This window comes from Streptomyces griseoviridis (genome assembly GCF_005222485.1).
In the GTDB taxonomy this organism is placed as follows: domain Bacteria; phylum Actinomycetota; class Actinomycetes; order Streptomycetales; family Streptomycetaceae; genus Streptomyces; species Streptomyces hintoniae.
Window position 1 is genome coordinate 8199158 of sequence record NZ_CP029078.1, and the last position, 25464, is coordinate 8224621.

At 72.7% G+C, this 25464-nt stretch carries 21 protein-coding genes; 14 read left to right on the forward strand and 7 right to left on the reverse strand.

Annotation, left to right across the window (positions count from 1 at the left end; all coding sequences use genetic code 11):
* The first annotated feature begins 282 nt into the window (after positions 1 to 282).
* On the forward strand, positions 283 to 690 hold the full coding sequence (locus DDJ31_RS38805) for a hypothetical protein (RefSeq protein ID WP_206280612.1): 408 nt from the start codon (positions 283 to 285) through the stop codon (positions 688 to 690).
* Positions 691 to 1102: 412 nt separating this feature from the next.
* Here the strand turns inward: DDJ31_RS38805 and rhaI are convergent, their stop codons facing one another.
* Entirely contained in the window at positions 1103 to 2263 is a 1161-nt protein-coding gene (gene rhaI / locus DDJ31_RS35415) for an L-rhamnose isomerase (protein ID WP_127176329.1), read from the reverse strand.
* A gap of 261 nt (positions 2264 to 2524) precedes the next feature.
* On the opposite strand from rhaI, the gene DDJ31_RS35420 reads away from it, so the two are divergent.
* The 9 genes from DDJ31_RS35420 (at position 2525) to DDJ31_RS35460 (ending at position 12447) form a co-directional block, all read left to right on the forward strand.
* Complete coding sequence (locus tag DDJ31_RS35420) at positions 2525 to 4042, forward strand: sugar ABC transporter ATP-binding protein (protein WP_127176328.1); 1518 nt, start codon at positions 2525 to 2527, stop codon at positions 4040 to 4042.
* A 25-nt stretch (positions 4043 to 4067) separates the two neighbouring features.
* Positions 4068 to 5162: an ABC transporter permease gene (locus DDJ31_RS35425; RefSeq protein ID WP_240677966.1), complete on the forward strand. Its 1095-nt coding sequence runs from the start codon at positions 4068 to 4070 to the stop codon at positions 5160 to 5162.
* Positions 5155 to 6150 carry an ABC transporter permease gene (locus DDJ31_RS35430; RefSeq protein WP_127176327.1) on the forward strand — a complete coding sequence of 332 codons (996 nt, stop codon included), beginning with the start codon at positions 5155 to 5157 and terminating at the stop codon, positions 6148 to 6150. Before DDJ31_RS35425 ends, DDJ31_RS35430 begins: the two co-directional genes overlap by 8 nt.
* A gap of 30 nt (positions 6151 to 6180) precedes the next feature.
* Positions 6181 to 7260, forward strand: a complete 1080-nt coding sequence (gene rhaS, locus DDJ31_RS35435; RefSeq protein WP_127176326.1) for a rhamnose ABC transporter substrate-binding protein — start codon at positions 6181 to 6183, stop codon at positions 7258 to 7260.
* A 17-nt stretch (positions 7261 to 7277) separates the two neighbouring features.
* Positions 7278 to 7598: an L-rhamnose mutarotase gene (locus tag DDJ31_RS35440; protein ID WP_127176325.1), complete on the forward strand. Its 321-nt coding sequence runs from the start codon at positions 7278 to 7280 to the stop codon at positions 7596 to 7598.
* A 34-nt stretch (positions 7599 to 7632) separates the two neighbouring features.
* Positions 7633 to 9045 (forward strand): BNR repeat-containing protein, encoded by a 1413-nt coding sequence (locus DDJ31_RS35445; protein WP_127176324.1) that lies wholly within the window; start codon positions 7633 to 7635, stop codon positions 9043 to 9045.
* A gap of 82 nt (positions 9046 to 9127) precedes the next feature.
* Positions 9128 to 10153: a LacI family DNA-binding transcriptional regulator gene (locus tag DDJ31_RS35450; protein ID WP_127176323.1), complete on the forward strand. Its 1026-nt coding sequence runs from the start codon at positions 9128 to 9130 to the stop codon at positions 10151 to 10153.
* A gap of 100 nt (positions 10154 to 10253) precedes the next feature.
* A complete protein-coding gene (locus tag DDJ31_RS35455; RefSeq protein ID WP_127176322.1) occupies positions 10254 to 11555 on the forward strand; it encodes an alpha/beta fold hydrolase in 1302 nt (433 codons plus the stop codon).
* Between the two features lie 76 nt (positions 11556 to 11631).
* Positions 11632 to 12447 carry a pentapeptide repeat-containing protein gene (locus DDJ31_RS35460; protein WP_127176321.1) on the forward strand — a complete coding sequence of 272 codons (816 nt, stop codon included), beginning with the start codon at positions 11632 to 11634 and terminating at the stop codon, positions 12445 to 12447.
* Here DDJ31_RS35460 and DDJ31_RS35465 read toward each other — a convergent pair.
* Positions 12406 to 13929 (reverse strand): cytochrome P450, encoded by a 1524-nt coding sequence (locus tag DDJ31_RS35465; RefSeq protein ID WP_127176320.1) that lies wholly within the window; start codon positions 13927 to 13929, stop codon positions 12406 to 12408. The genes DDJ31_RS35460 and DDJ31_RS35465 overlap by 42 nt on opposite strands.
* A 133-nt stretch (positions 13930 to 14062) precedes the next feature.
* Between DDJ31_RS35465 and DDJ31_RS35470 the strand changes: the two genes are divergently transcribed.
* Positions 14063 to 14671, forward strand: a complete 609-nt coding sequence (locus tag DDJ31_RS35470; RefSeq protein WP_127176319.1) for a TetR/AcrR family transcriptional regulator — start codon at positions 14063 to 14065, stop codon at positions 14669 to 14671.
* Between the two features lie 97 nt (positions 14672 to 14768).
* Positions 14769 to 15494: a DUF2470 domain-containing protein gene (locus DDJ31_RS35475; RefSeq protein ID WP_127176318.1), complete on the forward strand. Its 726-nt coding sequence runs from the start codon at positions 14769 to 14771 to the stop codon at positions 15492 to 15494.
* Here DDJ31_RS35475 and DDJ31_RS35480 read toward each other — a convergent pair.
* The 4 genes from DDJ31_RS35480 to DDJ31_RS35495 all read right to left on the reverse strand — a co-directional run bounded on the left by DDJ31_RS35480 (position 15462) and on the right by DDJ31_RS35495 (position 20393).
* On the reverse strand, positions 15462 to 16670 hold the full coding sequence (locus DDJ31_RS35480) for a lactonase family protein (RefSeq protein ID WP_127176317.1): 1209 nt from the start codon (positions 16668 to 16670) through the stop codon (positions 15462 to 15464). The two genes, DDJ31_RS35475 and DDJ31_RS35480, sit on opposite strands and share 33 nt — an antisense overlap.
* Positions 16671 to 17359: 689 nt before the next feature.
* Positions 17360 to 18406, reverse strand: coding sequence for a hypothetical protein (locus DDJ31_RS35485; protein ID WP_127176316.1), 1047 nt, complete (start codon positions 18404 to 18406; stop codon positions 17360 to 17362).
* 56 nt (positions 18407 to 18462) lie between these two features.
* Complete coding sequence (locus DDJ31_RS35490; RefSeq protein ID WP_127176315.1) at positions 18463 to 19725, reverse strand: FUSC family protein; 1263 nt, start codon at positions 19723 to 19725, stop codon at positions 18463 to 18465.
* Positions 19726 to 19898: 173 nt separating this feature from the next.
* On the reverse strand, positions 19899 to 20393 hold the full coding sequence (locus DDJ31_RS35495) for an FBP domain-containing protein (RefSeq protein ID WP_127176314.1): 495 nt from the start codon (positions 20391 to 20393) through the stop codon (positions 19899 to 19901).
* A 90-nt stretch (positions 20394 to 20483) separates the two neighbouring features.
* Between DDJ31_RS35495 and DDJ31_RS35500 the strand changes: the two genes are divergently transcribed.
* Positions 20484 to 21359, forward strand: a complete 876-nt coding sequence (locus DDJ31_RS35500) for a DUF3626 domain-containing protein (RefSeq protein WP_127176313.1) — start codon at positions 20484 to 20486, stop codon at positions 21357 to 21359.
* A gap of 134 nt (positions 21360 to 21493) precedes the next feature.
* Here the strand turns inward: DDJ31_RS35500 and DDJ31_RS35505 are convergent, their stop codons facing one another.
* The gene (locus tag DDJ31_RS35505) at positions 21494 to 22054 is read right to left on the reverse strand and encodes a PAS domain-containing protein (RefSeq protein ID WP_127182445.1); all 561 of its coding nucleotides are present in this window, start codon (positions 22052 to 22054) and stop codon (positions 21494 to 21496) included.
* A gap of 224 nt (positions 22055 to 22278) precedes the next feature.
* On the opposite strand from DDJ31_RS35505, the gene DDJ31_RS35510 reads away from it, so the two are divergent.
* Positions 22279 to 25464 carry a bifunctional cytochrome P450/NADPH--P450 reductase gene (locus DDJ31_RS35510; RefSeq protein ID WP_127176312.1) on the forward strand — a complete coding sequence of 1062 codons (3186 nt, stop codon included), beginning with the start codon at positions 22279 to 22281 and terminating at the stop codon, positions 25462 to 25464.

The following is a 25464-nucleotide window of genomic DNA, read 5'->3' on the forward strand; positions in this document are numbered from 1 at the left end:
AGTGTCGATTTTTATCGTTGCTGCGTCGACTCTGATACCTTCCATGGGATGGAACTACAGGGCCCTGCGCCTGCGCCCGCGGCGCACCGGCCGGATCGGCATCGTCAAGGCGGCAGCGCATCCCGCGCCGCGAGTAACAGAACCGAGTCGACTCCCGCACGAGTCATGGGAACGGTGGGCACGACACCGGAGCCGGTGGGCGCGACACGGAGTGGTCGCACGTCTCTTGGTGAGGTGGCGTGCCGCTATCAGGCGGATGAGATCCGCCCGGAGGAACTGCCGATGATCGCCGCCGAAGCACTCGCTGCCGGGCTTGACACCCCGACATTGTGCGAGCTGGCCGGGCTGCCTCGCCACGCGGATACCCGCGAGATCCGCGATGCGTTCGAGCAGGCACTCTCCGAGGCCGGGATCGAGTTGCCTGATCCGGGCCTGGCACGGCGCCACGCGCTGCGTCGGCTGGCCGCGAGGCTGATCGCCGGCGAGATCGCCGCCGGCGACCTGGCGACGGACGACTGGTGGGAGACGGAGGCCGAAACCGCGGAGGAGCGGTCGTTCCTATCGCTGATCCAGTACTGCGCGTGCTGCGTCGAGTACACGTTGGGGCTTGACCAGCAGACCTGGACGGCCGAGCTGCGCAGTGCGGCGCTCACCCTGACATCGTCTCCGCCGACCGACCCCGCCTGCTGACTCTCCCCTGGTGGCATGCTCCGCCCATCAGGACATGTGCCGACCAAGACAGGTACCGGTCCAACACACCTGCCCACAGCTGCTGTTCGGCGGCTTCATCCAGCAGCATCACATCAGTGCGGAGTCCGTTCAGCGGACGGCGGTGCCCTCCGGTCTTCCCCGGTCTTCTCCGGTCTCCTCTTATCTTCTCGTCGTTGACGTTGACGTTGACGTTGACGAGGGCGAGGAGGCTAAGGCAAACCTGCGCCAGGTCGCCAGGTCGCCAGGTCGCCAGGTCGCCAGGTCGCCAGGTCGCCAGGTCGCCAGGTCGCCAGGTCGCCCCGCGCAGCCCCTCCCCCCAGGCCACCCCACCCTCACTCCGACGAAGGCGCGCCACACTCCCGTCGCGCGCCCCCGTGGTCAAGACGTGACGTCACGCCCCCCAGCCCGCCTGCTCCCCGCCCACCCGCTCGGCGACGATGCGTTCCGCCCAGCCCGAGCGTCGGTACGCGGCCATCGGGTCGGGGTCGAGCCCCGACTCTTCGCGGACCTCCGCGAGGAGCGGCCGTACGTCGGTGTTGTAGGCGTCCATCAGCACCGCGTTCGCGTCCAGCACGTCACCCGAGCGCTGCGCCCGCGCCAGCGCCTCCCGGTCGACCAACAGGGCTTTCGCGGTGGCCTCTTGGACGTTCATCACGGAGCGGATGATCGCGGGGATCTTGGCTTCGATGTTGTGGCACTGGTCGAGCATGAAGGCGATGTCGGGTGTGAGGCCGCCGCCGCGTACGACTTCGTACATGATGCGGAAGAGTTGGAAGGGGTCGGCGGCGCCGGCCATGAGGTCGTCGTCGGCGTAGAAGCGGGAGTTGAAGTCGAAGGCGCCGAGTTTTCCCTCGCGGAGCAGGGTGGCGACGATGAACTCGATGTTGGTGCCCGGTGCGTGGTGGCCGGTGTCGACCACCACCTGGGCCTTGTCGCCCAGTTTGAGGCAGTGCGCGTAGGCGGTGCCCCAGTCGGGGACGTCCGTCGAGTAGAAGGCGGGCTCGAAGAGTTTGTACTCCAGGAGCAGCCGTTGGTCGTCGCCCAGGCGGTCGTAGACCGCGGACAGGGCCTCCGCCAGACGGTCCTGGCGTTCGCGGATGTCGTCCTGGCCCGGGTAGTTGGTGCCGTCCGCGAGCCACACCTTCAGGTCCTTGGAACCCGTCGCGTCCATGACGTCGACGCACGCGAAGAGGTGATCGAGCGCCTTGCGGCGGACCGCCGCGTCCGGGTGGCAGACGCTGCCCAGCTTGTACGCGTCGTCCTGGAAGGTGTTGGAGTTGATCGTCCCCAGCCCCAGGCCCAGCTCCTCGGCGTACTTCGCGAGCGCCGCGTAGTCGTCGACCGTGTCCCAGGGGATGTGCAGCGCGACGGTCGGCGCGGCACCGGTGAACTCGTGGACCTTCGCCGCGTCCGCCAGCTTCTCCCGCGGATCGCGCGGCACGCCCTGCTGGGCGAACACCTTGAAGCGGGTGCCCGAGTTCCCGTACGCCCACGACGGCGTCTCTACGGCCTGGGTCTTGAGCGCGGCCTTCACCGCGTCGAGTTCGGTCACGTCAGGGCTCCTGTAAACAGCACGAGTGTGAATCGATTCAGTATCGGAAGCTAGGAGGCTGTCGACTGAGTGTCAAGCGTTCTGACAACGGTCGCCTCCCTTGTTCATACCGTGACCTTGGGGTCTGGTAAGCGTCTCGAAAACTTTTCGAGGTGGACCCATTGACGTGACCTGGCGCACGCGCCTAACGTCCCGGCAACCAAGTTGAAACCTTTCACGACGCTGTGCGGACGAGGTCCGAGCGTCGTCGAGGAGCCCCTCATGACCCACCCGTCCGACACGGGTCCGGCCCCGGTGCTCGCGCTGGAGGACATCTCGAAGTCCTTCGGAGCGGTGCGCGCCCTGCGGGACGTCTCCCTGCGGTTGTACCCCGGTGAGGTGCACGCGCTCGCCGGGGAGAACGGCGCGGGCAAATCGACCCTCATCAAGACGCTCGCCGGAGTCCACCGGCCCGACGCCGGCCGGGTGCTGCTCGACGGTGAGCCCGTCGTCTTCCACGGTCCGGGCGACGCCAGGGACGCCGGCATCGCCGTCATCTACCAGGAGCCCACGCTCTTTCCCGACCTGTCGATCGCCGAGAACATCTTCATGGGCCGTCAGCCCCGGCGCGCCCTCGGCAGGATCGACCACAAGGCCACCCACGCGGCGACGGCCGCCCTGATGAAGCGCCTCGGCGTCGAACTGGACCCGGACCGGCCCGCCCGCGGTCTGTCCATCGCCGACCAGCAGATCGTCGAGATCGCCAAGGCCCTCTCCTTCGAGGCCCGCGTCCTCATCATGGACGAGCCGACCGCCGCGCTCACCGGCAGCGAGGTCGCCCGGCTCTTCGGCGTCGTGCGCACCCTGCGCGACCAGGGCGCCGCCGTCCTGTTCATCTCCCACCGCCTTGAGGAGATCTTCCAGATCTGCCGACGGGTCACCACCCTGCGCGACGGCGGCCTCATCTCCAGCGAACCGCTCGACGGCATGACCGAGGACGACCTGGTGCGCCGCATGGTGGGCCGCGACCTCGACGAGCTGTATCCGAAGCAGGACGTCAAGCCGGGCGAAGTCGCCCTGAGCGTCAAGCGGTTGACCCGCGAGGGCGTCTTCACCGACATCTCCTTCGAGGTGCGGCGCGGCGAGATCGTCGGCCTCGCGGGACTGGTCGGCGCGGGCCGCACCGAGGTGGCGCGAGCCGTGTTCGGCATCGACCGCTGGGACGCGGGCGGCGTCGAGGTGGACGGCAAGGCGCTGACCAACGGCGCACCCTCCACGGCGATGGCCGCCGGGCTCGCCCTCGTCCCCGAGGACCGGCGGGCCCAGGGCCTGGTGATGGGCATGTCCATCGAGCGCAACATCGGCCTGACCGGACTGCGCACCACCGTCAGGGCCGGCCTGATGGACCGCGGCGCCGAACGCAGCCGCTCCCTCGACTGGGCGGTCAAGCTCCAGGTGAAGTACGCCCGGATCGCCGACACCGTCTCCACCCTGTCCGGCGGCAACCAGCAGAAGGTCGTGCTCGCCAAGTGGCTCGCCACCGGCCCCGAGGTGCTCATCGTCGACGAACCCACTCGCGGCATCGACGTCGGCACCAAGGCCGAAGTGCACCGGCTGCTCAGCCAGTTGGCCGCCGATGGCGTCGCCGTCCTGATGATCTCCTCCGACCTGCCCGAGATCCTCGGCATGGCCGACCGCGTGCTCGTGATGCACGAGGGCCGGCTGACCGCCGAGATCCCCCGCGCCGAAGCCACCGAGGAGACCGTGATGGCCGCGGCGACCGGGAGGGCCGCCGCATGACCGAACCCGTACGGAGGGCCGCCGCATGACGGTGACCGCACCCGAGTCCGCGACCACCGCCGAACTGCCGCCCTCCAGCGGCACCCGGCTGGTCGACCGGGTCTTCAAGATGCGCGAACTCGCCATCCTGGCCGTCTTCCTGGTGATGATCGCCATCACCCAGGCGGGCAACAGCGAGTTCCTGTCCGAGCAGGGCATCAAGGACCTGCTGCTGAACGCGACGATCCTGGTGCTGGTCGCCACCGGACAGTCACTGGTCGTCATCACCCGCAACGTCGACCTGTCCGTCGGCTCCACCCTCGGCATCACGGCGTTCGCCGCCGGCACCTATCTGCACGGCGGCGGGAACCCCGTCGTCGCGATCGTCCTCGCCGTCCTGCTCGGCATCGGCTGCGGGCTGCTCAACGGGCTGCTCGTCAGCCTCGGCCAGGTGCCCGCGCTGGTCGTCACCCTCGGCACGCTCTACATCATCCGCGGTGTCGACTCCATCTGGGTCGGCTCCCGGCAGATCACCGCGGCCGACCTGCCCGGCGGCTTCGTCGACTTCGGCTCCGGCGGCGTCTCGGCGGTCCCGTGGCTGGCGCTGATCGCCCTCGCCGTGCTGGTGGCGACCGCCTACTACCTCAAACACTTCGGCAGCGGGAGGGAGTTGTACGCCCTCGGCTCCAACCCGGAGGCCGCGCGGCTGGCCGGCATCCCGGTGCGCAAGCGGATCCTGGCCGCCTACACCTTCTGCGGGGCGCTCGCAGGACTGGCCGGCGCGATGTACCTCGCCCGCTTCGGCAACGTCGACTCCGGGACCGGCAACGGCTACGAACTCACCGTCGTCAGCGCCGTCGTGGTCGGCGGGGTGGTCTTCACCGGCGGCTCGGGCAGCGTCTACGGCGCCGCCCTCGGCGCGCTCCTGCTGACCAGCATCAACAGCGTGCTGCCCGCCCTCGGCGTCAGTTCGGTCTGGGTCCTCGCCATCAACGGCGTCCTGCTGCTGCTCGCCATCGCGGTCGACCGGATCGTCGCCCTGCGGGTGGCGTCCGCGCTCAAGAAGTCCACGGCGAAGAGGCCCGCCGACCACGGCACCCGGCGGCCCGCTCCGGAGAAGGGGAGCTCCCGCAATGCCTGAGTCCTTGTCGCGCGCCGTCCGCTGGGACACCGTCGTCGGCGCGCTCCTGATCGTCCTTCTGCTGCTCTCGTTCGGGTTCGTCGACGGGTTCGGCAACGCGCTCAACCTGTCGTTCCTGCTCGGCAACACCCTGCCGATCGCGCTGATCGCCCTGCCGATGACCCTGCTCGTGGTGTCGGGCGAGATCGACCTGTCGGTCGCCTCGACGGCCGGCCTGTCAGGGGCGGTGATGGGCAGGCTGTGGAACGAGGGCATGGCGATCGAGACGATCGTCCCGCTCTGCCTGCTGCTCGGTCTCTGCTGCGGGCTCGTCAACGGCCTGCTCGTCACCCGGCTCGGACTGCCCTCGCTGGCCGTCACCATCGGCACCCTGGCCGCCTACCGGGGCATCGCGCAGATCGTGCTCGGCTCCGACGCGGTCACCGACTTCCCCACCCAGTACCTGGACTTCGCCGCGGGCCGGATCGGCGACACCTTCCTGCCGCAGGCGTTCCTGCCCTTCCTGCTGCTCCTCGCCATCGCCGTGGTCGCCCTGCACGCCACGCCGTTCGGCCGGTCGCTGTTCGCGATCGGCGCCAGCGAGGAGGCCGCCCGGTTCGCCGGCATCCGGGTCAGGCGCCAGAAGCTCATCCTGTTCACCCTGACCGGCCTGATGGCCTCCCTCACCGGCGTGTTCTGGGCCCTGCACTACGCCAGCGCCCGCTACGACAACGCCACCGGACTCGAACTCTCTGTCGTCGCCGCCGTGTTGCTGGGCGGTATCGACTTCGACGGCGGCAAGGGCACGCTCGGCGGCGCGATCGCCGGGGTGTTCCTGCTGGGCGCGCTCCAGAACGTGATGAGCCTGCTCAACGTCTCCGCGCAGTCGCAGATCGTCGTCACCGGCGTCCTGCTCGTCGTCTCCGTGCTCGGCCCCCGGGTCGCCCGCCAGATCTCCGTCGCACGGGCGGGGCGCAGAGCCGCAGCCGCCCCGGCACCGACGCCGTAAGCCCGCTCACCCTCGTAAAGGATTCCCACGATGCGCACGTCATCCCTCCGCCGCGCCGGTGCGGCCCTCGCCGCCGCCACCTCGCTCGCCCTCGCCGTCACCGCCTGCGGCGGCACCACGAAGAACGACGTCAAGGACGACAGCTCCGCCGCCGCGAGCGCCGGAAAGGCCGACCCGAACGCCGAACTCAAGAAGGGCCTGACGGTCGGCTTCCTGCCCAAGCAGGTCAACAACCCGTACTTCACCTCCGCCGACAAGGGCGGCGAGAAGGCCCTCGCCGAACTGGGCGGGAAGTACAAGGAGGTGGGCCCCTCCAGCGCCACCGACACCTCGGGACAGGTGAGTTACGTCAACACGCTCACCCAGCAGCAGGTGAACGCGATCGCCGTCTCCGCGCAGGACCCGGGCGCCCTGTGCACCGCGCTCAAGCAGGCCATGAAGAACGACATCAAGATCGTCACCTATGACTCGGACACCAAGACCGACTGTCGCAACGCCTTCGTCTCGCAGGCCAGCGCCGAGGACCTGGGCCGCACCGAGGTGCAGCTGCTCGCCGAACAGATCGACTACAAGGGCGAGATCGCGATCCTGTCGGCCGCGCAGACCGCGACCAACCAGAACACCTGGATCGAGTTCATGAAGGACGAACTCAAGGACCCGAAGTACAAGGACATCAAGCTGGTGAAGGTCGCGTACGGCAACGACGACGCGCAGGCGTCCTTCCAGCAGACCCAGGGCCTGCTCCAGGAGTACCCGAACCTGAAGGGGATCATCTCCCCGACCACCGTCGGCATCAAGGCCGCCGCCCAGTACCTGTCCGGCTCGAAGTACAAGGGCAAGGTCAAGCTGACCGGCCTCGGCACCCCCAACGACATGCGCAAGTACGTCAAGAACGGCACCGTCGACGCGTTCGAGCTGTGGGACCCGGCGCAGCTCGGCGACCTCGCCGCCCGTACCGCCGTCGCCCTCGCCTCCGGCCAGATCACCGGCAAGGAGGGCGAGACCTTCAAGGCCGGCGACACCGAGTACACCATCGGCAAGGACGGCGTCATCAACCTCGGCAAGCCGACCGTGTTCGACGCCAAGAACATCGACCAGTTCAACTTCTGATCCGCCAAGGGGTGTTGATGCAGCGCGTGTGCTTCCTGCTGAAGGTCAGGCCGGACCGCCTCGACGAGTACCGCGAGCGGCACGCCACCGTGTGGCCCGAGATGCGCGCCGCGCTCTCGGCCACCGGCTGGCACAACTACTCGCTGTTCCTGCGCGAGGACGGCCTGCTCGTCGGCTACCTGGAGACCGAGGACTTCGCCGCGGCCCAGGCAGGCATGGAGGCCACCGGCGTCAACGCCCGCTGGCAGGCCGAGATGGCGCCGTTCTTCGAGTCACTGGACGGCGCCCGTCCCGACGAGGCGATGACGCCCCTCACCGAGGTCTTCCACCTCGCGTAGCAGGCAGGGCCCCCACCCCACCAGGAGCCGCAGCATGAGGAGACGTACCGTACTCACGACCGCCGTACTGGCGGTCGTGGCCGCCCCGGGCACCGCGCGGGCGGCCGACCCGGGACCGTCCGTGACCGCCAGGGGCACCACTCTGCTGGACGCGCGGGCGATCTACTTCGTGTCCTACGACGGGCTGGTCAACAACAACTCGTTCCAGAAGAACGGCCTGTTGACCTACCGGGGCTACCAGTACGCGGCCTGGTACACCGCCGCCCGCAACGCCGTCGTCGCCCGCCGGGCCCTGGGCGCCACCACCTGGTCGGCCGTCACCCTCGCCCACACCCTCAAGAGCGACGACTCCCACAACGTCATCTCCATGGGCGTCTCGAAGACCGACGGCCGCCTCCACCTCACCATGGACTCGCACAGCGACGGCTTCTTCTACGTGAGGTCGGTGGCCGGGCTGCTCGACAACCCGGCCACCACCGCGTGGAGTTCGTCGGTCTTCGGCGCCGTCCAGACCAGCCTGGACGGTCTCGCGCTCACCTCCCAGTTCACCTACCCGCAGTTCATCGCCACCCCCGAGGGCCGGCTCCAGCTCAGCTACCGGGCCGGGATCTCCGGCAACGGCCGCAACGCCCTCGCCGAGTACGACGGTTCGAGTTGGCGGGCGCTGGGGGAGTGGTCGGGCTCCACCGGCACCTACACCAGCGCCCACGGGTCGAGCACCGCCCGCAACATGTACCTGCACGGCATCGACTACGACGTGAACGGACGGCTGCACGCCTTCTTCACCTGGCGCGAGCAGAGCAACGCGGTGATGTGCAGCGGCGGCGGCATCACCAACCACGACACCGGCTACGTCTACTCCACCGACCGGGGCCGCACCTGGCGCAACGACGCGGGCACCGTCGTCGGCACCACGGGCACCGCCGACACCGTCTCCGTCACCGACAGCGGTCTCGTCGTCGATCCCCTCGACCCCGATCACTCGCTGATGAACCAGGAGAGCCAGGCCACCGACTCGGCGGGCCGGCCGCACGCGATCATCAGCTACGTGCCGGGCCGCTTCGGCCAGTGCACCACCGCCTACGTCGCCGACCGGGTCGCCAACGGGCGCGCCTTCCACGTCCGCAAGAACGCCGCGGGCGGCTGGCAGAAGACCGAGATCCCGGTCCCCCTGTCGTCGAGCCAGCGCACCCGCCTGGTCCTCGACCGGTACGACAACGCCTACGCCGTCCTGCCCTACGGCAGGATCGCCGCGGCCTCCAAGGGCTCCGGGTACACCGACTGGAGGCTGCTGTACGACGGCAGCGGTCTGAACGCCTTCGGGGAGGTCGTCGTCGACGAGTGGCGGGTGCGGGCCGACAACGTGCTGTCGTTCCTCTACCAGGAGAAGTCGACCGGCACGACCCCGTCGCCGCTGCGCGTCGCCGACTTCGCACTGCCCGCGTGAGCGGGCCCGATGTGCGCGATGACGACGGTAATGTGAGGGTCTTCTTCCCGCCGTCCCGCGTCACCCTGGAGGTCCCTGCCTGATGGCTCAGTCGGTGGGTATCAAGGACGTCGCCCGCGCCGCCGGAGTCTCCGTGGGCACGGTCTCGAACGTCATCAACCGTCCGGACTCCGTCGCCACCGAGACCCGGGCCCGGGTGCTGTCCGCCATCGACCGGCTCGGCTACGTGCGCAGCGAGTCGGCCCGTCAACTGCGCGCGGGCCGCAGCCGGATCATGGGGCTGCTGGTCCTCGACATGGGCAACCCGTTCTTCGTCGACGTGGCGCGCGGCGCCGAGCGCGCCGCGCGGGACGCCGGGCTCGGCGTGATGGTCTGCAACAGCGCGCAGAGCGCGGGCGAGGAGGCCGAGTACCTGTCCCTCTTCGCCGAGCAGCGGGTGCGGGGCGTCCTGCTGACGCCCGCCGACGCGACCGGCCGCAACATCGAGGTGTTCCGCCGCCACAACATCCCGTTCGTGCTCGTCGACCGGGTCGCCGAGGGCACCACCGAGTGCTCCGTCTCGGTGGACGACGTGGCGGGCGGCGCCCTCGCCGTCCGCCACCTGGTGGACGCGGGGCACCGCTCCCTCGCCTATGTCAGCGGCCCGCCCGGCCTCAACCAGGTCACCGACCGGCGCACCGGCGCCCTGAGCGCGCTCGCCGAGGCGGGCCTGAGCCCCGGCAGTCTGCGCGAACTGCCCACCGAGCGGCTGGACGTCGCCGCGGGACGGGACGCGGGCGCCCGGCTGCTCGGCCTCGCCGACCGGCCCACCGCCGTCTTCTGCGCCAACGACCTGCTCGCCCTCGGCGTCCTGCAGGCCATGTACGCGGCCGGCGTGGGCGTCCCCGACGACCTCGCGATCGTCGGCTACGACGACATCGAGTTCGCCGCCGCCGCGGCCGTCCCGCTCACCTCGGTCCGGCAGCCCGCCGTCACCATGGGCGCCCTCGCCGCCGAACTGCTCCTGGAGGAGACCGAGACGGAGGGCGGACCGCGGGGCCACGACCACCGGCGGGTCGTGCTCCAGCCCGAGCTGGTGGTGCGCAGGTCCAGCCTCGCGGCCCGCTGAACGCCGGTTCAGCAAGATTTCGTGATCCCGGGGGTCGGTGACCGGAGAACGTGTGCTGAACTGGACGGCGGCCCGTAGCCCGTCCGCCTCTGGAGTCCTGTTGAGCACCACGTACCGTCAGCCCGGCGTCGTCCTCACCGACCGCACCTTCACCGTGCCCCTCGACCACGCCGACCCCGAGGGGGAGACGATCGAGCTGTACGCCCGCGAGGTCGTCGCGAGCAAGGACGCGGACCGCGACCTGCCCTGGCTGGTCTATCTCCAGGGCGGCCCGGGGTTCGGGGCGAACCGTTTCATCGGCCGTCCCGCCTGGCTCGACCGGGCCCTGGACGAGTACCGCGTGCTCCTCCTCGACCAGCGCGGCACCGGCCGCTCCACCCCCGTCAACCGGCAGACCCTCCCGCTGCGCGGCGGCCCGCAGGCACAGGCCGACCACCTCGCCCACTTCCGCGGCGACTCGATCGTCCGGGACTGCGAGACGATCCGCCCCCTGGTCACCGGCGGCGCCACCTGGACCGTCCTCGGCCAGAGCTTCGGCGGCTTCTGCGCGGTCTCCTACCTCTCCATGGCCCCCGAGGGCCTCACCGCCGCCGTCATCACCGGCGGCCTGCCCTCCCTCGACGCGCACGCCGACGACGTCTACCGGGCCGCCTACCCGCGCATCGAACGCAAGGTCGCCGCCCACTACCGGCGCTACCCGCAGGACGTCGAACGCGCCCGCCGCATCGCCGACCACCTGCTCGCCCACGAGGTGACCCTGCCGAACGGCTACCGGCTCACCGTCGAGGCGTTCCAGTCCCTCGGCATCGTCCTCGGCGGCGGCGACGGCAGCCACCGGCTGCACTTCCTGCTGGAGAACGCCTTCGTCCGCACCCCCGGCGGTCCGGAACTCTCCGACGCCTTCCAGGAAGAGGTCCAGGCCCAGCTCTCCTTCGCCGGGCACCCCCTCTACGCCCTGATCCACGAGGCGATCTACGGCCAGGACGCCCGCCCCACCGACTGGTCGGCCGAACGGGTGCGCGCCGAGTTCCCGCAGTTCGACGCGGCCAAGGCGCTGGCCGGCGAGGGACCGCTGCTGTTCACCGGCGAAACGATCCACCCCTGGCTGTTCGACTGCGATCCCGCGCTGCGCCCGCTGCGCGAGACGGCCGAGCTCCTCGCCGCCCGCACCGACTGGACCCCCCTGTACGACCGCGCCCGCCTCGCCGAGAACGAGGTCCCGGTCGCCGCCGCCGTCTACCACGACGACATGTACGTCGACACCGCCCACGCGCTGGAGACCGCGCGCTCCATCCGCGGCCTGCGCACCTGGGTCACCGACGAGTTCGAGCACGACGGCGTCCGGGCCGGCGGCCCCCGCGTCCTCGACCGCCTCCTCGCCCTCACCCGCGACGAGGTGTGACACCCGTCTTGAGGAGTGAGCGCCCGCCCGGCACCCCGGGCGGGCGCGTTACTGTGCGGCCCTGGAGGTGGACGGCATGACGGAGGCGCTGCGCGCCGACTGCGGGCGGTGTTTCGGGCTCTGCTGCGTCGCCCTGCCGTTCACCGCGTCCGCCGACTTCGCGGTCGACAAGAAGGCGGGCACCCCCTGCCCGAACCTCGGCGGCGACCACCGGTGCGGCATCCACGCCCGGCTGCGCCAGGAGGGGTTCACCGGCTGCACGGTCTACGACTGCTTCGGCGCCGGCCAGCAGGTGTCGCAGGCCGTCTTCGGCGGACGCGACTGGCGCACGGGACCGCCCGAGCGGGCCCGGCAGATGTTCGACGTCTTCCCGGTCGTCCGCCAGCTCCACGAACTGCTCCGCTACCTCACCGAGGCGCTCACCCTGGCCCCGGCCCGCCCGCTGCACGCGGAGCTGCGCGCGCTGCTCACGGAGACCGAGGGCCTCACCGGCCGGCCGCCCGAGGAGCTGCTCGCGCTCGACGTGGCCGCGCACCGGCAGCGGGTCAACGTCCTGCTGCTGCGCGCCAGCGAACTGGCGCGGGCCGGCAACCGGGGGCGCGGGAAGAACCGGCGGGGCGCGGACCTGATGGGCGCCCGCCTCAAGGGCGCCGACCTGCGGGGCGCCGACCTGCGCGGGGCCTATCTGATCGCCGCCGACCTGACCGGGGCCGACCTGCGCGGCGCGGATCTCATCGGCGCCGACCTGCGCGACACCGACCTCACCGACGCCGATCTGACCGGCGCGGTCTTCCTCACCCAGCCCCAGCTCGACGCGGCCAGGGGCAGCGTGGGGACCCGGCTGCCCGCGTCAGTCACCCGCCCGGCGCACTGGACAGCGCGGCTCGGCTGACGGCGGCCCGGGGACGGCGGCGGACGCCCCGGTCCCGACGGGCGCCTGCCGCCGCTCCAGGCGCAGCCGCAGCTCCTCGGGCATCAGCGTCAGCCGCTCGGTGACCCGCAGCCGGTAGGCCGGGTCGGGCACCAGCGTGTACCGGCGCAGCAGCAGACCGAGCACCAGCGTCGCCTCGTGCAGCGCGAACTGCCGCCCGATGCAGGCCCGCGCGCCCGTCCCGAACGGCTTGAAGGTGTGCGGCGCCCGGGACCTCACCGCGCCAGGCTCGAAGCGGTCCGGGTCGAAGCGCTCGGCGTCCGCGCCCCACACCTCGGGGTCCCGGTGCAGCATCGCCGTCAGGACCAGCGCCCACGCGCCGCGCCGCATCGGGTGCTCACCGGCCAGCACGGTGTCCTCGACGGCCTCCCGCGCGTAGGCGGGCGCGGTCGGCCACAGCCGCAGCGACTCGTCCAACACCCGCCGCACATAGCGCAACTTGGCGACCTGGTCGTACCCGGGCGACTCCGCGTCCCCCCACACCGCGTCCACCTCGGCGCGGGCCCGCGCGGCGATCTCGGGGTGCCGGGAGAGGTAGTGCAGGGCGAAGGAGAGCGCGCCTGACGTCGTCTCGTGACCGGCGACCAGGAAGGTGATCACCTGGCGCCTGACGTTGCGCGCGGACAGCCGTTCGCCGGTGACCGGGTGCGCGGTCGCCAGCATCCGGTCGAGCAGATCGCCGTCGCCCGCCGCCGTCCGCCGCCGCGCGACCAGGTCGTCGACGGTGGAGTTCAGGTAGGCGATGTCGGCCGCGTTGCGCCGTGCGGCGCCCCGCAGCAGCAGGCGGGCGAGCGGGGCGGGGACCGTGTTGAGGCGCTGCGCGTAGCCGAGGGTGCCGACCATCGCGGTGACGAAGGGATGCGGGCGGGTCCTTTCGAAGGAGCCGAAGTCGTGCCCGAAGCCGGTGCGCGCGATCGTCTCCAGGGTCAGCTTCGTCATGTCCCCCGGCACGTCCACCGCGTGGCCCGCCGCGAGGGCGCGGTCCCAGTGGTCGGTCAGCCGCCCGGCCACCGCCAGCATCATCGGGTGGTAGCCGGCCATCGCCTCCCGGCTGAAGCCGGGCGCCAGCACGTCGTGCGCCAACTGCCAGTTGGGTTCCTGGTTGTACGCCGTGAACAGGCCGTCCCCGGCCACCGGGCGCAGATTGGCCACCCCGAGCCCGACGTGCTTGGCGAACCGGGCCTCGTCGGCCAGGTCGGCCACCTCGCGGGCGCCCCACACGAAGACGAACTCCTTGCCGAACGCCTTGCGCCGGAAGACCGGGCCGAGGGCGCGGGCGTGGCGCAGCGTGTCCTGGAGGGGGGTGTGCCTGCTCGCGCCGAGCACGTCGCCGAGGAAGGGCAGCCGGTGCGGCGGGTGCGGCAGGCGGGCCAGTTCGGGCCAGCCCTGTCCGGCGTCACGGAACCCCTTGGGCAGTCCGGTGGCCGTCGTCGTCTTGGCCATGGCGCGATCTCCCTCGCTCCTGCGGCAGGTTGCGCGTGTTGTACGTCGATTCAATAGTGGTCACCAGTCTGATCCGGCTGTTGAACTGACGTCAAGTACGCTGCGCCCGAGGTGGGTTGAGTACAGTGCGGGCATGGCCGCGAACCAGGGCGAGCGCACCCGCCGCAGGCTCAGCACGCAGGAGCGCCGTGAGCAACTCCTCGCGGTCGGCGCCCGGTTGTTCTCCGAGAGCCCGTACGACGACGTGTGGATCGAGCAGGTCGCCGAGATCGCCGGGGTCTCCCGCGGGCTGCTCTACCACTACTTCCCGACCAAACGGGACTTCTTCGCCGCGGTCGTCGAGCGCGAGAGCGAGCGGATGCTGCGGATGACGGAGGCGGTGCCCGGGGTGCCGGCCCGCGAACAGCTCGCCGCCGGGCTCGACACGTATCTGGAGTACGTCCACGCGCACGCCCACGGCTTCCGTGCCTTCCACCGCGCCGACGCGGCGGGCGACCAGGCCGTGCGGAAGGTCTACCAGCGGGCGCTGGCCGCCCAGGAGCGGCAGATCCTCGCCGCCCTCGCGGCGGACCCGGAGTTCGGCGCCGCCGTCCGCGACCGCCCCGACGCCGCGCTCGCGGTGCGCGGGTGGCTGGCCTTCACCACCGCCGTCTGCCTGGAGTGGCTGCGCGGTCCCGGGCTCTCCCGCGAGCAGGTCCGCGACCTGTGCGCGCGGGCGCTGCTGGGGGTCATCGCGTCCTGAAAGAGCGGTTCGGCCGCCGGTGTCGGCGGCCCGCGGTTGGCGTGCACCCCGATCTTCGGTAGGTTAGGCAAGGCTTACCTAATGAGGAGGTTCCAGGATGGGCGACAGCGACAGCTGGACGGCCGCGCCGGCGGCGGCGGAACGGGCCCGCTCGGTGCTCGCCGCCTCGTGGTCCTGCGCGGTGACCGCGGACGGCGGACGCGAGGAGTTCGTCGGAGCGCACACCGTGGCGGACGACGGCCGGGTGCTGCTCGAAGTACCCGAGGACAGCGCCCTGTTGACGGCCGCGATCTGCGCGCCGCGCGGTGAGCCGTCCGCCGTGCTGGAGTTCGCCGACGTCGCGCCCGTCCCGGTCCGCAGCCGGATCAGGGCCCGGCTCTGGCTCGCCGGGTTCTTCACCCTCGAGGAGGGCCGACTCGCCTTCCACGCCACCCGCGTGGTGCTGCGCCCGCCGTCCGGCGCGGTCGTCGTCGCCCTCGACGAGTTCGCCGCCGCGAGCCCCGACCCGCTCGCCACCGCCGAGGCCCGGCTGCTGACACACCTCGCCGACTGCCACGGCGACGCCGTCGAGCGGCTCACCCGGCTCGTCGACCGCGAGAGCCTGCACGGCACCGTCCGCGTCCAGCCCCTCGCCGTCGACCGGCACGGACTGACCCTGCGGATCGAGCGCATCAGCGGCCACGGCGACGTACGCCTGCCGTTCCACGCGCCCGCCGACGACGTCGGGCAGCTCACCGAGCGGATGCACGTCCTGCTCGGCCAGGCGAGCGCGGCCTCCTGCCCGCGCGCCCTACAGCGGCAGCGCACAGACCGCGACGGGTGACGCGAACGGAGCCCCCGCGAGCCGCAGTTCACCGCTGCCCGGGTCGACGTGGAAGACGCTGACGGTGCCGGAGCGCTGGTTCGCCGCGAACAGCAGCCGGCCGTCGGGCGAGAGGGCGATCTGCCGGGGGAAGTCCCCGGCCACCGGCACCGTGCCCAGCAGCCGCAACCGCGCGCCGTCGGCCTCCACCGCGTAGCGGGCCAGGCTGTTGTGGCCGCGGTTGGCCAGGAACGCGTACGCCCCGTCCGACGTCACCAGGATCTGCGCCGGGTAGTTGGTGCCCGCGCCCGAACCGGTCGGCTGCGGTGCGCCGATCGTCAACCGCCCGGTGTCGGGCGCGTACTCGCACACCGTCACCGTGTCGTCCAACTCGTTGGCCAGGTAGGCGTGGCGCCCGCCCGGGTGGAACGTCAGATGGCGCGGCCCGGCACCCGGCCGCGCGGCGGCCCGCGCCACCTCCGTGAGCCTGCCGGTGCGCGGATCGAGACGGTAGCTGTAGACCGTGTCCGTGCCGAGGTCGACGGCGAGGACATGGCCGCCGTCCGGGCTGGTCGTGAACTGGTGCGCGTGCGGCCCCTGTTGGCCGGGTCCTGGCGCCGGGCTGCGGTGCGTCACCAGGTCGGCGCGCTCGCCGAGGGCGCCCGAGGCGTCGATCGGGTGCACGGCCACGCTGCCGGATCCGTAGTTCGCGCTCAGCAGCCACCGTCCGCTCGGGTGCACGGACAGATGGCAGGGCGCGGACCCGCCGGTGCTCCGGCTTCCCAGCACCGCGCGGTCGGCGAGCCGCACGGCGGTCACCGCGCCGGCCTCCCGCTCGTCGACCGCGTACAGCGTCCGCCCGCCGGGACCCACCACCAGATACGAGGGATCGGGGACCCCGGTGAGGGTTCCGGCGCCGCTGATCCGGCCGGACACCGGGTCGTAGGCGGCGATCCCGATGCCCTTCCCGCCGCCCTCGGCCGAGGTGTAGGTACCGACGTAGAGCGGGCGCGGCCCGGTCGCCGAGGGCGCGGGGGAGGCCGCCGTCGGCCCGGGGCGCGTCGCGTGGTGGGTGACGGTGGCCTCGGCCGGGGCCTGGGCCCGTGAGCAGGCCGGCAGGGCGGCCGTCCCGGCGAGCGCCGCCACGAACCGCCGTCTGCTCACGCCGGGGTCCCCGGCCGCCGCCGCACTGCCCATGCCCGCACCTCGGATGATCGCCGTCCACGTGTCCCGGCCACCTTGACCCGGCCGACCCCGGGGACGCAAGAAACGGCTGGCGCCGCGCGGGTCGCACCAGGGGCCGGTCCCTCCGCGACCCCACGATCCGGCCTCTTCGTGTGGGGTCTCGGGTGTCATCGGTCGTCGTCTTCCGCCGGGCCGTAGCCACCGTTCCGGCCCTTCGCGCGGGGTCTCGGGTGTCACCGGTAGTCGTCCTCCGCCGGGCCGTAGCCACCGACCCGGCCCCTCCGTGCGAGGCCCCGGGTGTCACCGGTCGTCGTCCTCCACCGGGCCGTAGTCACCGATCCGGCCCTTCGCGCGGGGGCTCGGGTGTCACCGGTCGCCGTCTTCCACCGGGCCGTAGTCACCGATCCGGCCCCTCCGTGCGCGGCCCCGGGTGTCACCGGTCGCCGTCCTCCACCGGGCCGTAGTCACCGATCCGGCCCCTCCGTGCGCGGCCCCGGGTGTCAGCAGTCGCCGTCCTCCACCGGGCCGTAGCCACCGACCCGGCCCCTTCGCGCGCGGCCCCGGGTGTCAGCAGTCGCCGTCCTCCACCGGGCCGTAGCCACCGACCCGGCCCCTTCGCGCGCGGCCCCGGGTGTCAGCAGTCGCCGTCCTCCACCGGTCCGCAGCCACCGACCTGGCCCCTCCGTGCGGGGCCTCCGGTGTCACCAGTCGCCGTCCTCCACCGGCTTGCCCGCGGGGTCGCCCAGGGGTTTCACCTGGTGGTCCTCTGGTGGGGTCCAGGGCTCGTGGTCGTCGCCGAGCCAGGCGCCGACCGGCTCGACCGCCTCCAGGGCGGCCGTGGGGGCGAGATCGTCGGCGTCCTGGTCGTAGTAGTCGAACCAGGGCAGCCCCGCCCCGGTGTACGCGGCCCGGTCCACCGGTGACGGCGGCGGCGCCTCGCCGGTGATGCGGCGCCACTCAGGGGGCGTCACCAGATGGACGAAGACCCGGCCCGCGGGCTCCTCGGCCCAGTCCGTCACGGGCCGTTCGTCCGCGTAGACCTCCTGCCGCATCGAACCGCCCACCCCCAGGCCCATCGCCACGGCGGCCCGCGGCGCGCCCGCGCCCAGCGGCGCCGACGGCGCGGGCAGGGGTGCCGAGGCCGGCGGGCCGCCGAAGCCGGCGCCCGGCGGAACCCGCCTGCGCGCGCTCAGCAGGGCCCGCCGCCGCTCCGCCTCCCGCCACCTGGCCAGCGCCTCGGGGGCCAGCGGGAACGACCGCAGCTGCACGCCGCCCCACACCTCCTCCCCAGTGACCTGGCCCTCGACGGTCGCGCCGAGTCCCAGCGGCACCGCCACGAACTGGCGGACCGTGCCCGAGCCGGAGTTGATGCCGTCCAGCCAGGGCTGGCGGGGGAGCACCAGGTAGTTCTGCGGATCCCGGCTCAGCCGGTCGCTCCACGGCTCGCCCGACACCGCGCACACCTTGCCCACGCCGACCTGGAGGGCCGCCGGCCGCGCCGTCCCCGCAAAGCTCAGCCACATCGCCTCCCGCAGGTACACCGGCAGCATCACGCCACCCCGCGCCCGCCACGCCTCGGGCACGGTGTCGGGAAAGTCCGCGACCCGCCGCACCGGGAACTCGCCGAGCCCCGGCGGCAGCGGATGGGTGCCCGACTCGGGCAGCCGCAGGGTCCGTACGAACCGCACCGTCACCCCACCGGGCAGCCGCAGTGTGTTCCCCTCGACCCGCACGATCCCGTCCGTCATCGGCCCGCCCCCTCGCTCCCGGTGCCCGGAACGCCTGCCGCCTCCCGGTGCCCGTGTCAGGGAGAACGACGGGCGAGGGCTCGGAGGTTCCGGCGCAGGGCCCGCAGCGCCCCGGAGGCGCGCACGCCCTCCCGCAGCCGGTCCAGGCGCGGCAGCCGCGCGCGCTGCTCGCGCGAGACCCGGTCCAGCTCCTCGAAGAGGCGGCGGGTGCGGTGCTCGGTGTCCAGTTCGTCGAGGATGCGGTCGACCTCGGTCAGGACCGCGCCGTGCAGCTGCCACTGCCGCTCGTCGCGCCTGACCTCCTCCAGGAGGAGCTGCGCGAGCTTGTCCCGGGTCGCCGTCGCGGTCTGGAGCCCGGACGCCAGCCGCGCCTCGGCCGACTGCGCGTTGCGGCTGACGTCGCTGGTGACCAGCACCGCGAAGCTGACCACGGCGTCCGCGACCTCGCCGAGCAGCTGTTCGACGACGGCGCCGGTGCCCGGCCCGAACAGCGGCTCAGGGTCCCGCCGCTTGGCGAGGTCGGTGAAGGTGCGAGCGAGCACCCGCAGCACCACCGTGCAGATCTCCAGCGTGTCGAGACCGGTCCGCAGCACCACCCGGTGCAGCAGCCCCTCCCTGACCCGCGGATTGAGCCGCAGACTGTCCTCGGCCTGCCGCAGCGCCGCGTCCACCTCGACGATGTCGTGGTCGAGCCTGCGCGCCTCGTACAGCCGTTCGGTGGCCCGGTCGACGGGGGTGCGGCCCGCCGCCTCCTCGCCCATCCGCAGCATCAGCAGCCGCACCCGCCGGGCCAGCCCCTCGATCGACTCGCCCGCCTCGTCCACCCACACGGGCGGCGCGAGCAGCAGGTTGCAGGCGAGCCCGACGACCGCGCCGATCAACGTCTCCACCACCCGGTCCCAGGCGGTGTCGCCGACGGCGGTGACCCCGAGGACCAGCATCGCGCTGATCGCCACCTCGGGCACGTACTCGTGCACCCGCACCAGATGGCCGACCCCGAGTGAGGCCACGATGAGCAGCGCGAGGCTCCACCAGGTCAGGCCGACCAGCAGACTGAACCCGATGGCCACCAGCACGCCCGCGACCACGGCGTTCACCCGGCGGATGCCGTTGGTGAGGGTGGCGTAGAGGGTGACCTGCACGACGAGCAGCGCGGTGAGGGGCGCGGTGAGCGGCGCCGCCTCGGAGCTGATGCGCAGGGCGACGACGTACGCGACCGTCGCCGCGACGGCCGAACGCAGCGTCTGGACCACCACCGGGTCCCGGTGGCGGCCGAGAAGGTCCTTCAGGACCGCCGTCGCCTCACGTAGATCGCGCATCCTCGGGCTGTTCCCCGTCCGCGCGGGACTCGAACATGATCACGCGGAGAGAACGGCTGTCGGCCTCCGTACGGCGTCGCCCCCCGGCGTCGCCCCCCGGCCCCGGCCCCGCCCCCCGGCGTTGCCCCCGGCCCCGCCCGCCCGCCGCCTCGCCGTGTGGTCCGCCGCTCCCGTCAGCTCCGCACCTTGTCGAGGAAGGCGGAGAGATTGCCCGTGGTGCGGGCGATCTGCTCGGCCACCGTGAGGCTCTCCTCCATGCGCAGCCCGCTGTCCGGGATCTTCCGGCCGCGCACATAGAGCGAACAGGCCAGGTCCGTGCACATGTACACGCCGACGGAGTTGCCCTCGCGCCCCGCCGGGCCCGCCTTGCGCGCGGTCATCAGGGAGACTCCGCCGCCCGGGTGGGTGGTCAGGCACAGGGAGCACATGCTGCGGTGCAGGAACCCGCGCTGGGAGGGCGGGAACCGCAGGGTGACGCCGACGGGCCCGCCGTCCCGCTCGGCGACCAGATAGCTGCGGTCGGGGGCGCCGGGATCGCGCCAGCCGAGGAAGTCCAGATGCTCCCAGGGGCGCTCGTCGAGGTCACGGGGGACCGCGAGACGCTTGGCCTCGCCCTTCGAGCAGTTGACGAAGGAGGCGCGGATCTCCTGTTCGGTCAGCGATTTCATTAGGGAGACTCCTGTAGGTTGACGCCTGAAGCCTAGGGTTCCTAGGTTTTCTGCTCATCCAGCGTAGACGTGACCGGCGGGGGGAAGCCAATGGATTTAGGGAACCCGGGGAACGCCGGCGGTGAGCGCGCCCGGCGGGCACTGCGCCATGTGGCGGCCCGCTCGGCGGGACCGCCCCTCGCGCCCGGACTCCGCATCACCCTGAACTTCCACCCGGACAGGACGGCCGGCGGCCTGCCCATCCTGGACGCGCTCGCCAGGGACGGCGCCTACCACTCCCAGTTCGTCACCGGGACCAGCAACGGCGGCCTCACCGCGCACCCCGGCGGCGACCGGTGGCGCTGGGAGAGCCGGATCTTCGGCGGCGCCTACGACGACGCCGACCCGCACCAGCGGCCGGTGTACGGCGCTCTCGACTTCCGGCGCCAAGTCGTCGGCGCCGCACCGAGGTTCGGCTCCTGCCACTTCAGGCTCGCCCCCTCCGCGCTGACCCGCGCCACCTTCTGCTACCCGGACAGCGCGGCCGAGCCGACCGACTTCGGCACCGCCGCCGCCCACCGCCTGACCGCCCTCGCCGACGCCGACACCAGGGACGCCCTCGACGACTACATAGAGGCCCAGGTGCACGGCGGACTCCCGCTCGCCCGGGACGTCGAGGCGCTCGTCCTGGACGCCTGCTACCGGGGCACCGCCGTGGAGGCGGCGGCCCGCCGGCTGCCCTGCCCGGTCGCCTGGCACCCCGGCTACCGCCTCACCGTGCCCGAACTGCGCCGGCACGCCGGCTACCGGGGGCAGGAGTACGTCGACCTCGGTGCCCGGATCGCCAGGGACGGCGTCCTCGACCCGAGGGCCATCGGGGACGCCGCCCGCACCGGCCGCCACGAGGGCCAGGACCTCAAGAAGGTCTGGCACACGCTGGCCAGGTTCGGCGCCCCACCGGGCGCGGGCACCGCCCGGAGCCTCTGACCGTTCACGCCGTCGCTCGTCGCTCTCGCCTGTCGTGCGTTGCCCGTTGCCCGTTGCCCGTTGCCCGTTGCCCGTTGCTCGTCGTCCGTCGCCCGTCGTCCGTCGCCCGTCAGACGGTGAGGGGCGGACGGGCCCTACGCCCGCGGCGGCCACGTCCCCGGGGTCAGCACCCCCAACGCGTAGGCGCGGGCGACCAGTTCGGTACGGTTCGCGGCGCCCCACCGGGCCGTCAGCCGCCGCAGGTGGTAGGTGACGCCGTCCGTCGTCAGGCCGGTCTCACGGGCGGCCCGCGCGGTCGTCGCGCCGCCGGCCAGCAGCGCCAGGATCCGCGCCTCCGTCGGCGACACCCGCTCAACGGGCGGGTCGCGGGCCGGTTCCGGACCGCCGATCACCCGCAACGTCACCAGCAGCGCGGGCGTCTCCCCGACGGTGTCGCTCACCGGGTCGGCCGTCAACTCGCCGTACCGCTCGGCCTTGTCGGGACCCGGCCAGCTCACCGACACCTGGTAGCGCGAGCGGTGCCGCAGCCGCAGCGCCTCGACGACCCGCTCCACCTCGGTGGCCCGCAGCGGCCGGAACAGCTCCAGAATGTCCTGGCCGCGCAGCCGCATCGGCGTGGTGCCGCACTCGGCCGCCATCGCCGGGTTCGCCAACTGCACCCCGCCGTACACGTCGCACACCGCGACCGGCGACATCACGCGGTCGAACAGCGTGAGCGCCCGGTTGCGCCACACCACGGCGTCCTCGCTCTGCTGGTTCAGGTCCACGTCCGCCTCCTGCCACGCCGCCGCGTCCGGCGCAAGGGCGCCCCACGCTCGCGCACTACACAATCATGTAGTTCCGCGGCCCGCCGACGCGGCCTCGGCCGACCACGCTTGGGGAACAGGACTCCCGTACCGTGAAAGGCAGTTGTCGCGCCATGCCCCCCACCGCACCGCATCCCTACGCCGCCGAGACGCTCGCCGCCGTGCCCGTCGTCGACATCAGTGCCACCGGGCCGGGACGCGCCCCCGTCCAGCAGGTCATGGGCCTGATGCGCGAGCACGGCCCGGTGCTGGTGCGCCGACTGCACGGGCGGGACGCCCTGTTCGTCGCCGACCTCGACCTGGTGACCGAACTCGCCGACGAGACCCGGTTCGCCAAGCACGTCGGACCCGCCCTCCAGAACGTCCGCGAGTTCACCGCCGACGGACTCTTCACCGCCTACAACGACGAGCCCAACTGGGCCAAGGCGCACGACATCCTGATGCCCGCCTTCGCCCTCGGCTCCATGCGCACCTACCACCCGGTGATGCTGGAGGTGTCCCGCCGCCTGATCGGCGCCTGGGACCGCGCCGCCCACGCCGGACACCCCGTGAACGTGGCCGACGACATGACCCGGATGACCCTCGACACCATCGGACTCGCCGGATTCGGCTACGACTTCGGGTCCTTCGAACGCACCGAACCCCACCCGTTCGTCGAGTCCATGGTGCGCTGCCTCGAATGGAGCATGCACCGGCTCGGCCGTACCCCGGGCGCCGACCACACCGCCGCCGACACCGCCTTCCGCGCCGACGCCGACCATCTCGCCCGGGTCGTCGACGACGTCATCGCCGCCCGCGCGGGCACCGACCAGAGCGGCACCGACGACCTCCTCGGCCTGATGCTCGGCGCCACCCACCCCGCCGACGGCACCACCCTCGACACGGCCAACATCCGCAACCAGGTCATCACCTTCCTCATCGCAGGACACGAGACGACCTCGGGCGCCATGTCGTTCGCCCTCTACCACCTGGCCAAGGACCCCACCGCGCTGCGCCTGGTCCAACAGGAGGTCGACGCCCTGTGGGGCGAGCGGACCGACCTCGACCCGACGTACGACGAGATCGGCAGGCTGACTCGCACCCGGCAGGTCCTCAACGAGGCGCTGCGGCTGTGGCCGACGGCCGCCGCCTTCGGCCGGCACGCCCTGACCGACACCCTGCTCGGCGGCCGGATACCGCTGCGCGCGGGAGAGGCCGTCACCGTCCTCGCCCCGATGCTGCACCGCCAGCCCGTCTGGGGCGACAACCCCGAACTGTTCGACCCCGCCCGCTTCACCGCCGAGGCCGAGGCGAACCGCCCGGTGCACGCATTCAAGCCCTTCGGCACCGGCGAACGCGCCTGCATCGGACGGCAGTTCGCCCTCCACGAGGCGACGATGCTGCTGGCCATGCTCGTCCACCGCTACCGGCTCGGCGACCACGCCGACTACGCCCTTGAGGTGAAGGAGACCCTCACCCTCAAGCCCGAGGGCTTCACCCTGCTCCTCACCCCGCGCACCCCCGCCGACCGCGTCCGCCCGGCCGAACCGGCCCCCACCGCCCCGCGCGCCACCGACCCCCGCGCCCGGCCGGCCCGGGTCAGGCCCGGCACCGCCGCGCTGTTCCTGCACGGCAGCAACTACGGCACCTGCCGCGAGTTCGCCGCCCGCCTCGCCGACGAGGCCGCCGCGATCGGCTGCGCGACCGAGGTCGCACCCCTCGACGCCTACGCCCACGGACTGCCCACCGACCGCGCCGTCGTCATCACCGCCGCCTCCTACAACGGCCGCCCCACCGACGACGCCACCGCCTTCGCCGCCCGCCTCGACGAGACCCACGACCTGTCCGGCGTCACCTACGCCGTCCTCGGCGTCGGCGACCGCAACTGGGCCGCCACCTACCAGCAGGTCCCGACCCGCGTCGACGACCGCCTCGCCGCCCAGGGCGCCACCCGCCTCGTCGACCGCGCCGCCGCCGACGCCTCCGGCGATCTCACCGGCGCCGTAAGGGAGTTCACCGACCGGCTGCGCACAGCCCTGCTGACCAGGCACGGCGACCCCGACGCCCCGCACGACGCCCCGCACGACGCCGCGCCCGACGACGGCTACCAGGTCCGCGTCCTCACCGGCGGCCCCCTCGACGCGCTCGCCGACCGCCACCGACTCGTGCCCATGACCGTCACCGAGACCCGCGACCTCACCGCGCCCGGCCACCCGCGCCGCAAGCGCTTCGTCCGCGTCGCCCTCCCCGACGGCGTCACCTACCGCACCGCCGACCACCTCACCGTGCTCCCCGCCAACCCGCCGGCCCTCGTCGACCGCGCCGCCGCCGCCCTCGGCATCGACCCCGGCGCCGTCCTCGACATCCGCGCCGGCCGCCCCCGCCGCGACGGCCTCGCCGTGGACCGCCCGCTGACCGCACGCCAACTCCTCACCCATCACGTGGAGTTGCAGAGCCGCCCGACCGCCGCCCAACGGGCCGCCCTCGCCGCCGCCAACCCCTGCCCGCCGGAACGCGCCTGCCTGGTCGCCCTCACCGCCGACGACCCCCGCACCCTCGTCGAACTCGTCGAGGACCACCCCGCCCTGCGCGGCGCCCTCGACTGGCCCGGCATCCTCGACCTCCTCACCCCGCTGCGCCCCCGCCCCTACTCGATCTCCTCCTCGCCCGCCGTCGACCCACGCCACGCCGACCTGATGGTCTCCGTCCTCCAGGCACCCGCCCGCTCGGGCAGGGGAGTCCACCGGGGCATCGGCTCAGGGCACCTCGCCGGCCTCGCGCCGGGCGACACCGTCCTCGCCCGCGTCCAGCCCTGCCGCGACGCCTTCCGCCTCGACGCCACCGACACCGGCACACCCGTCGTCATGGTCGCGGCCGGCACCGGCCTCGCGCCCTTCCGAGGCGCCGTCGCCGACCGCCTCGCGGCCCTCGCGAACGGCGCCGAACTCGCCCCCGCGCTCTGCTACTTCGGCTGCGACGACCCCGACGCCGACTACCTCCACGCGGCCGAACTGCGCGCCGCCGAGAGCGCCGGGGCCGTCGCCCTGCGCCCCGCCTTCAGCGCCGCCCCCGAGAACGGCGCCCGGTACGTGCAGCACCGGATCGCCGCCGAGGCCGACGAGATCTGGACCCTCCTCGCCGCCGGGGCCCGGGTGTACGTCTGCGGTGACGGTTCCCGGATGGCACCGGGCGTACGGGACGCGTTCCGTACCCTGTACCGGGAGCGCACACCCGGCGCCGACGCCCAGGACGCCGACGGCTGGCTCGACACGCTGATGGCGCAAGGGCGTTACGTCGAGGACGTGTACGCGGGCGGCTGA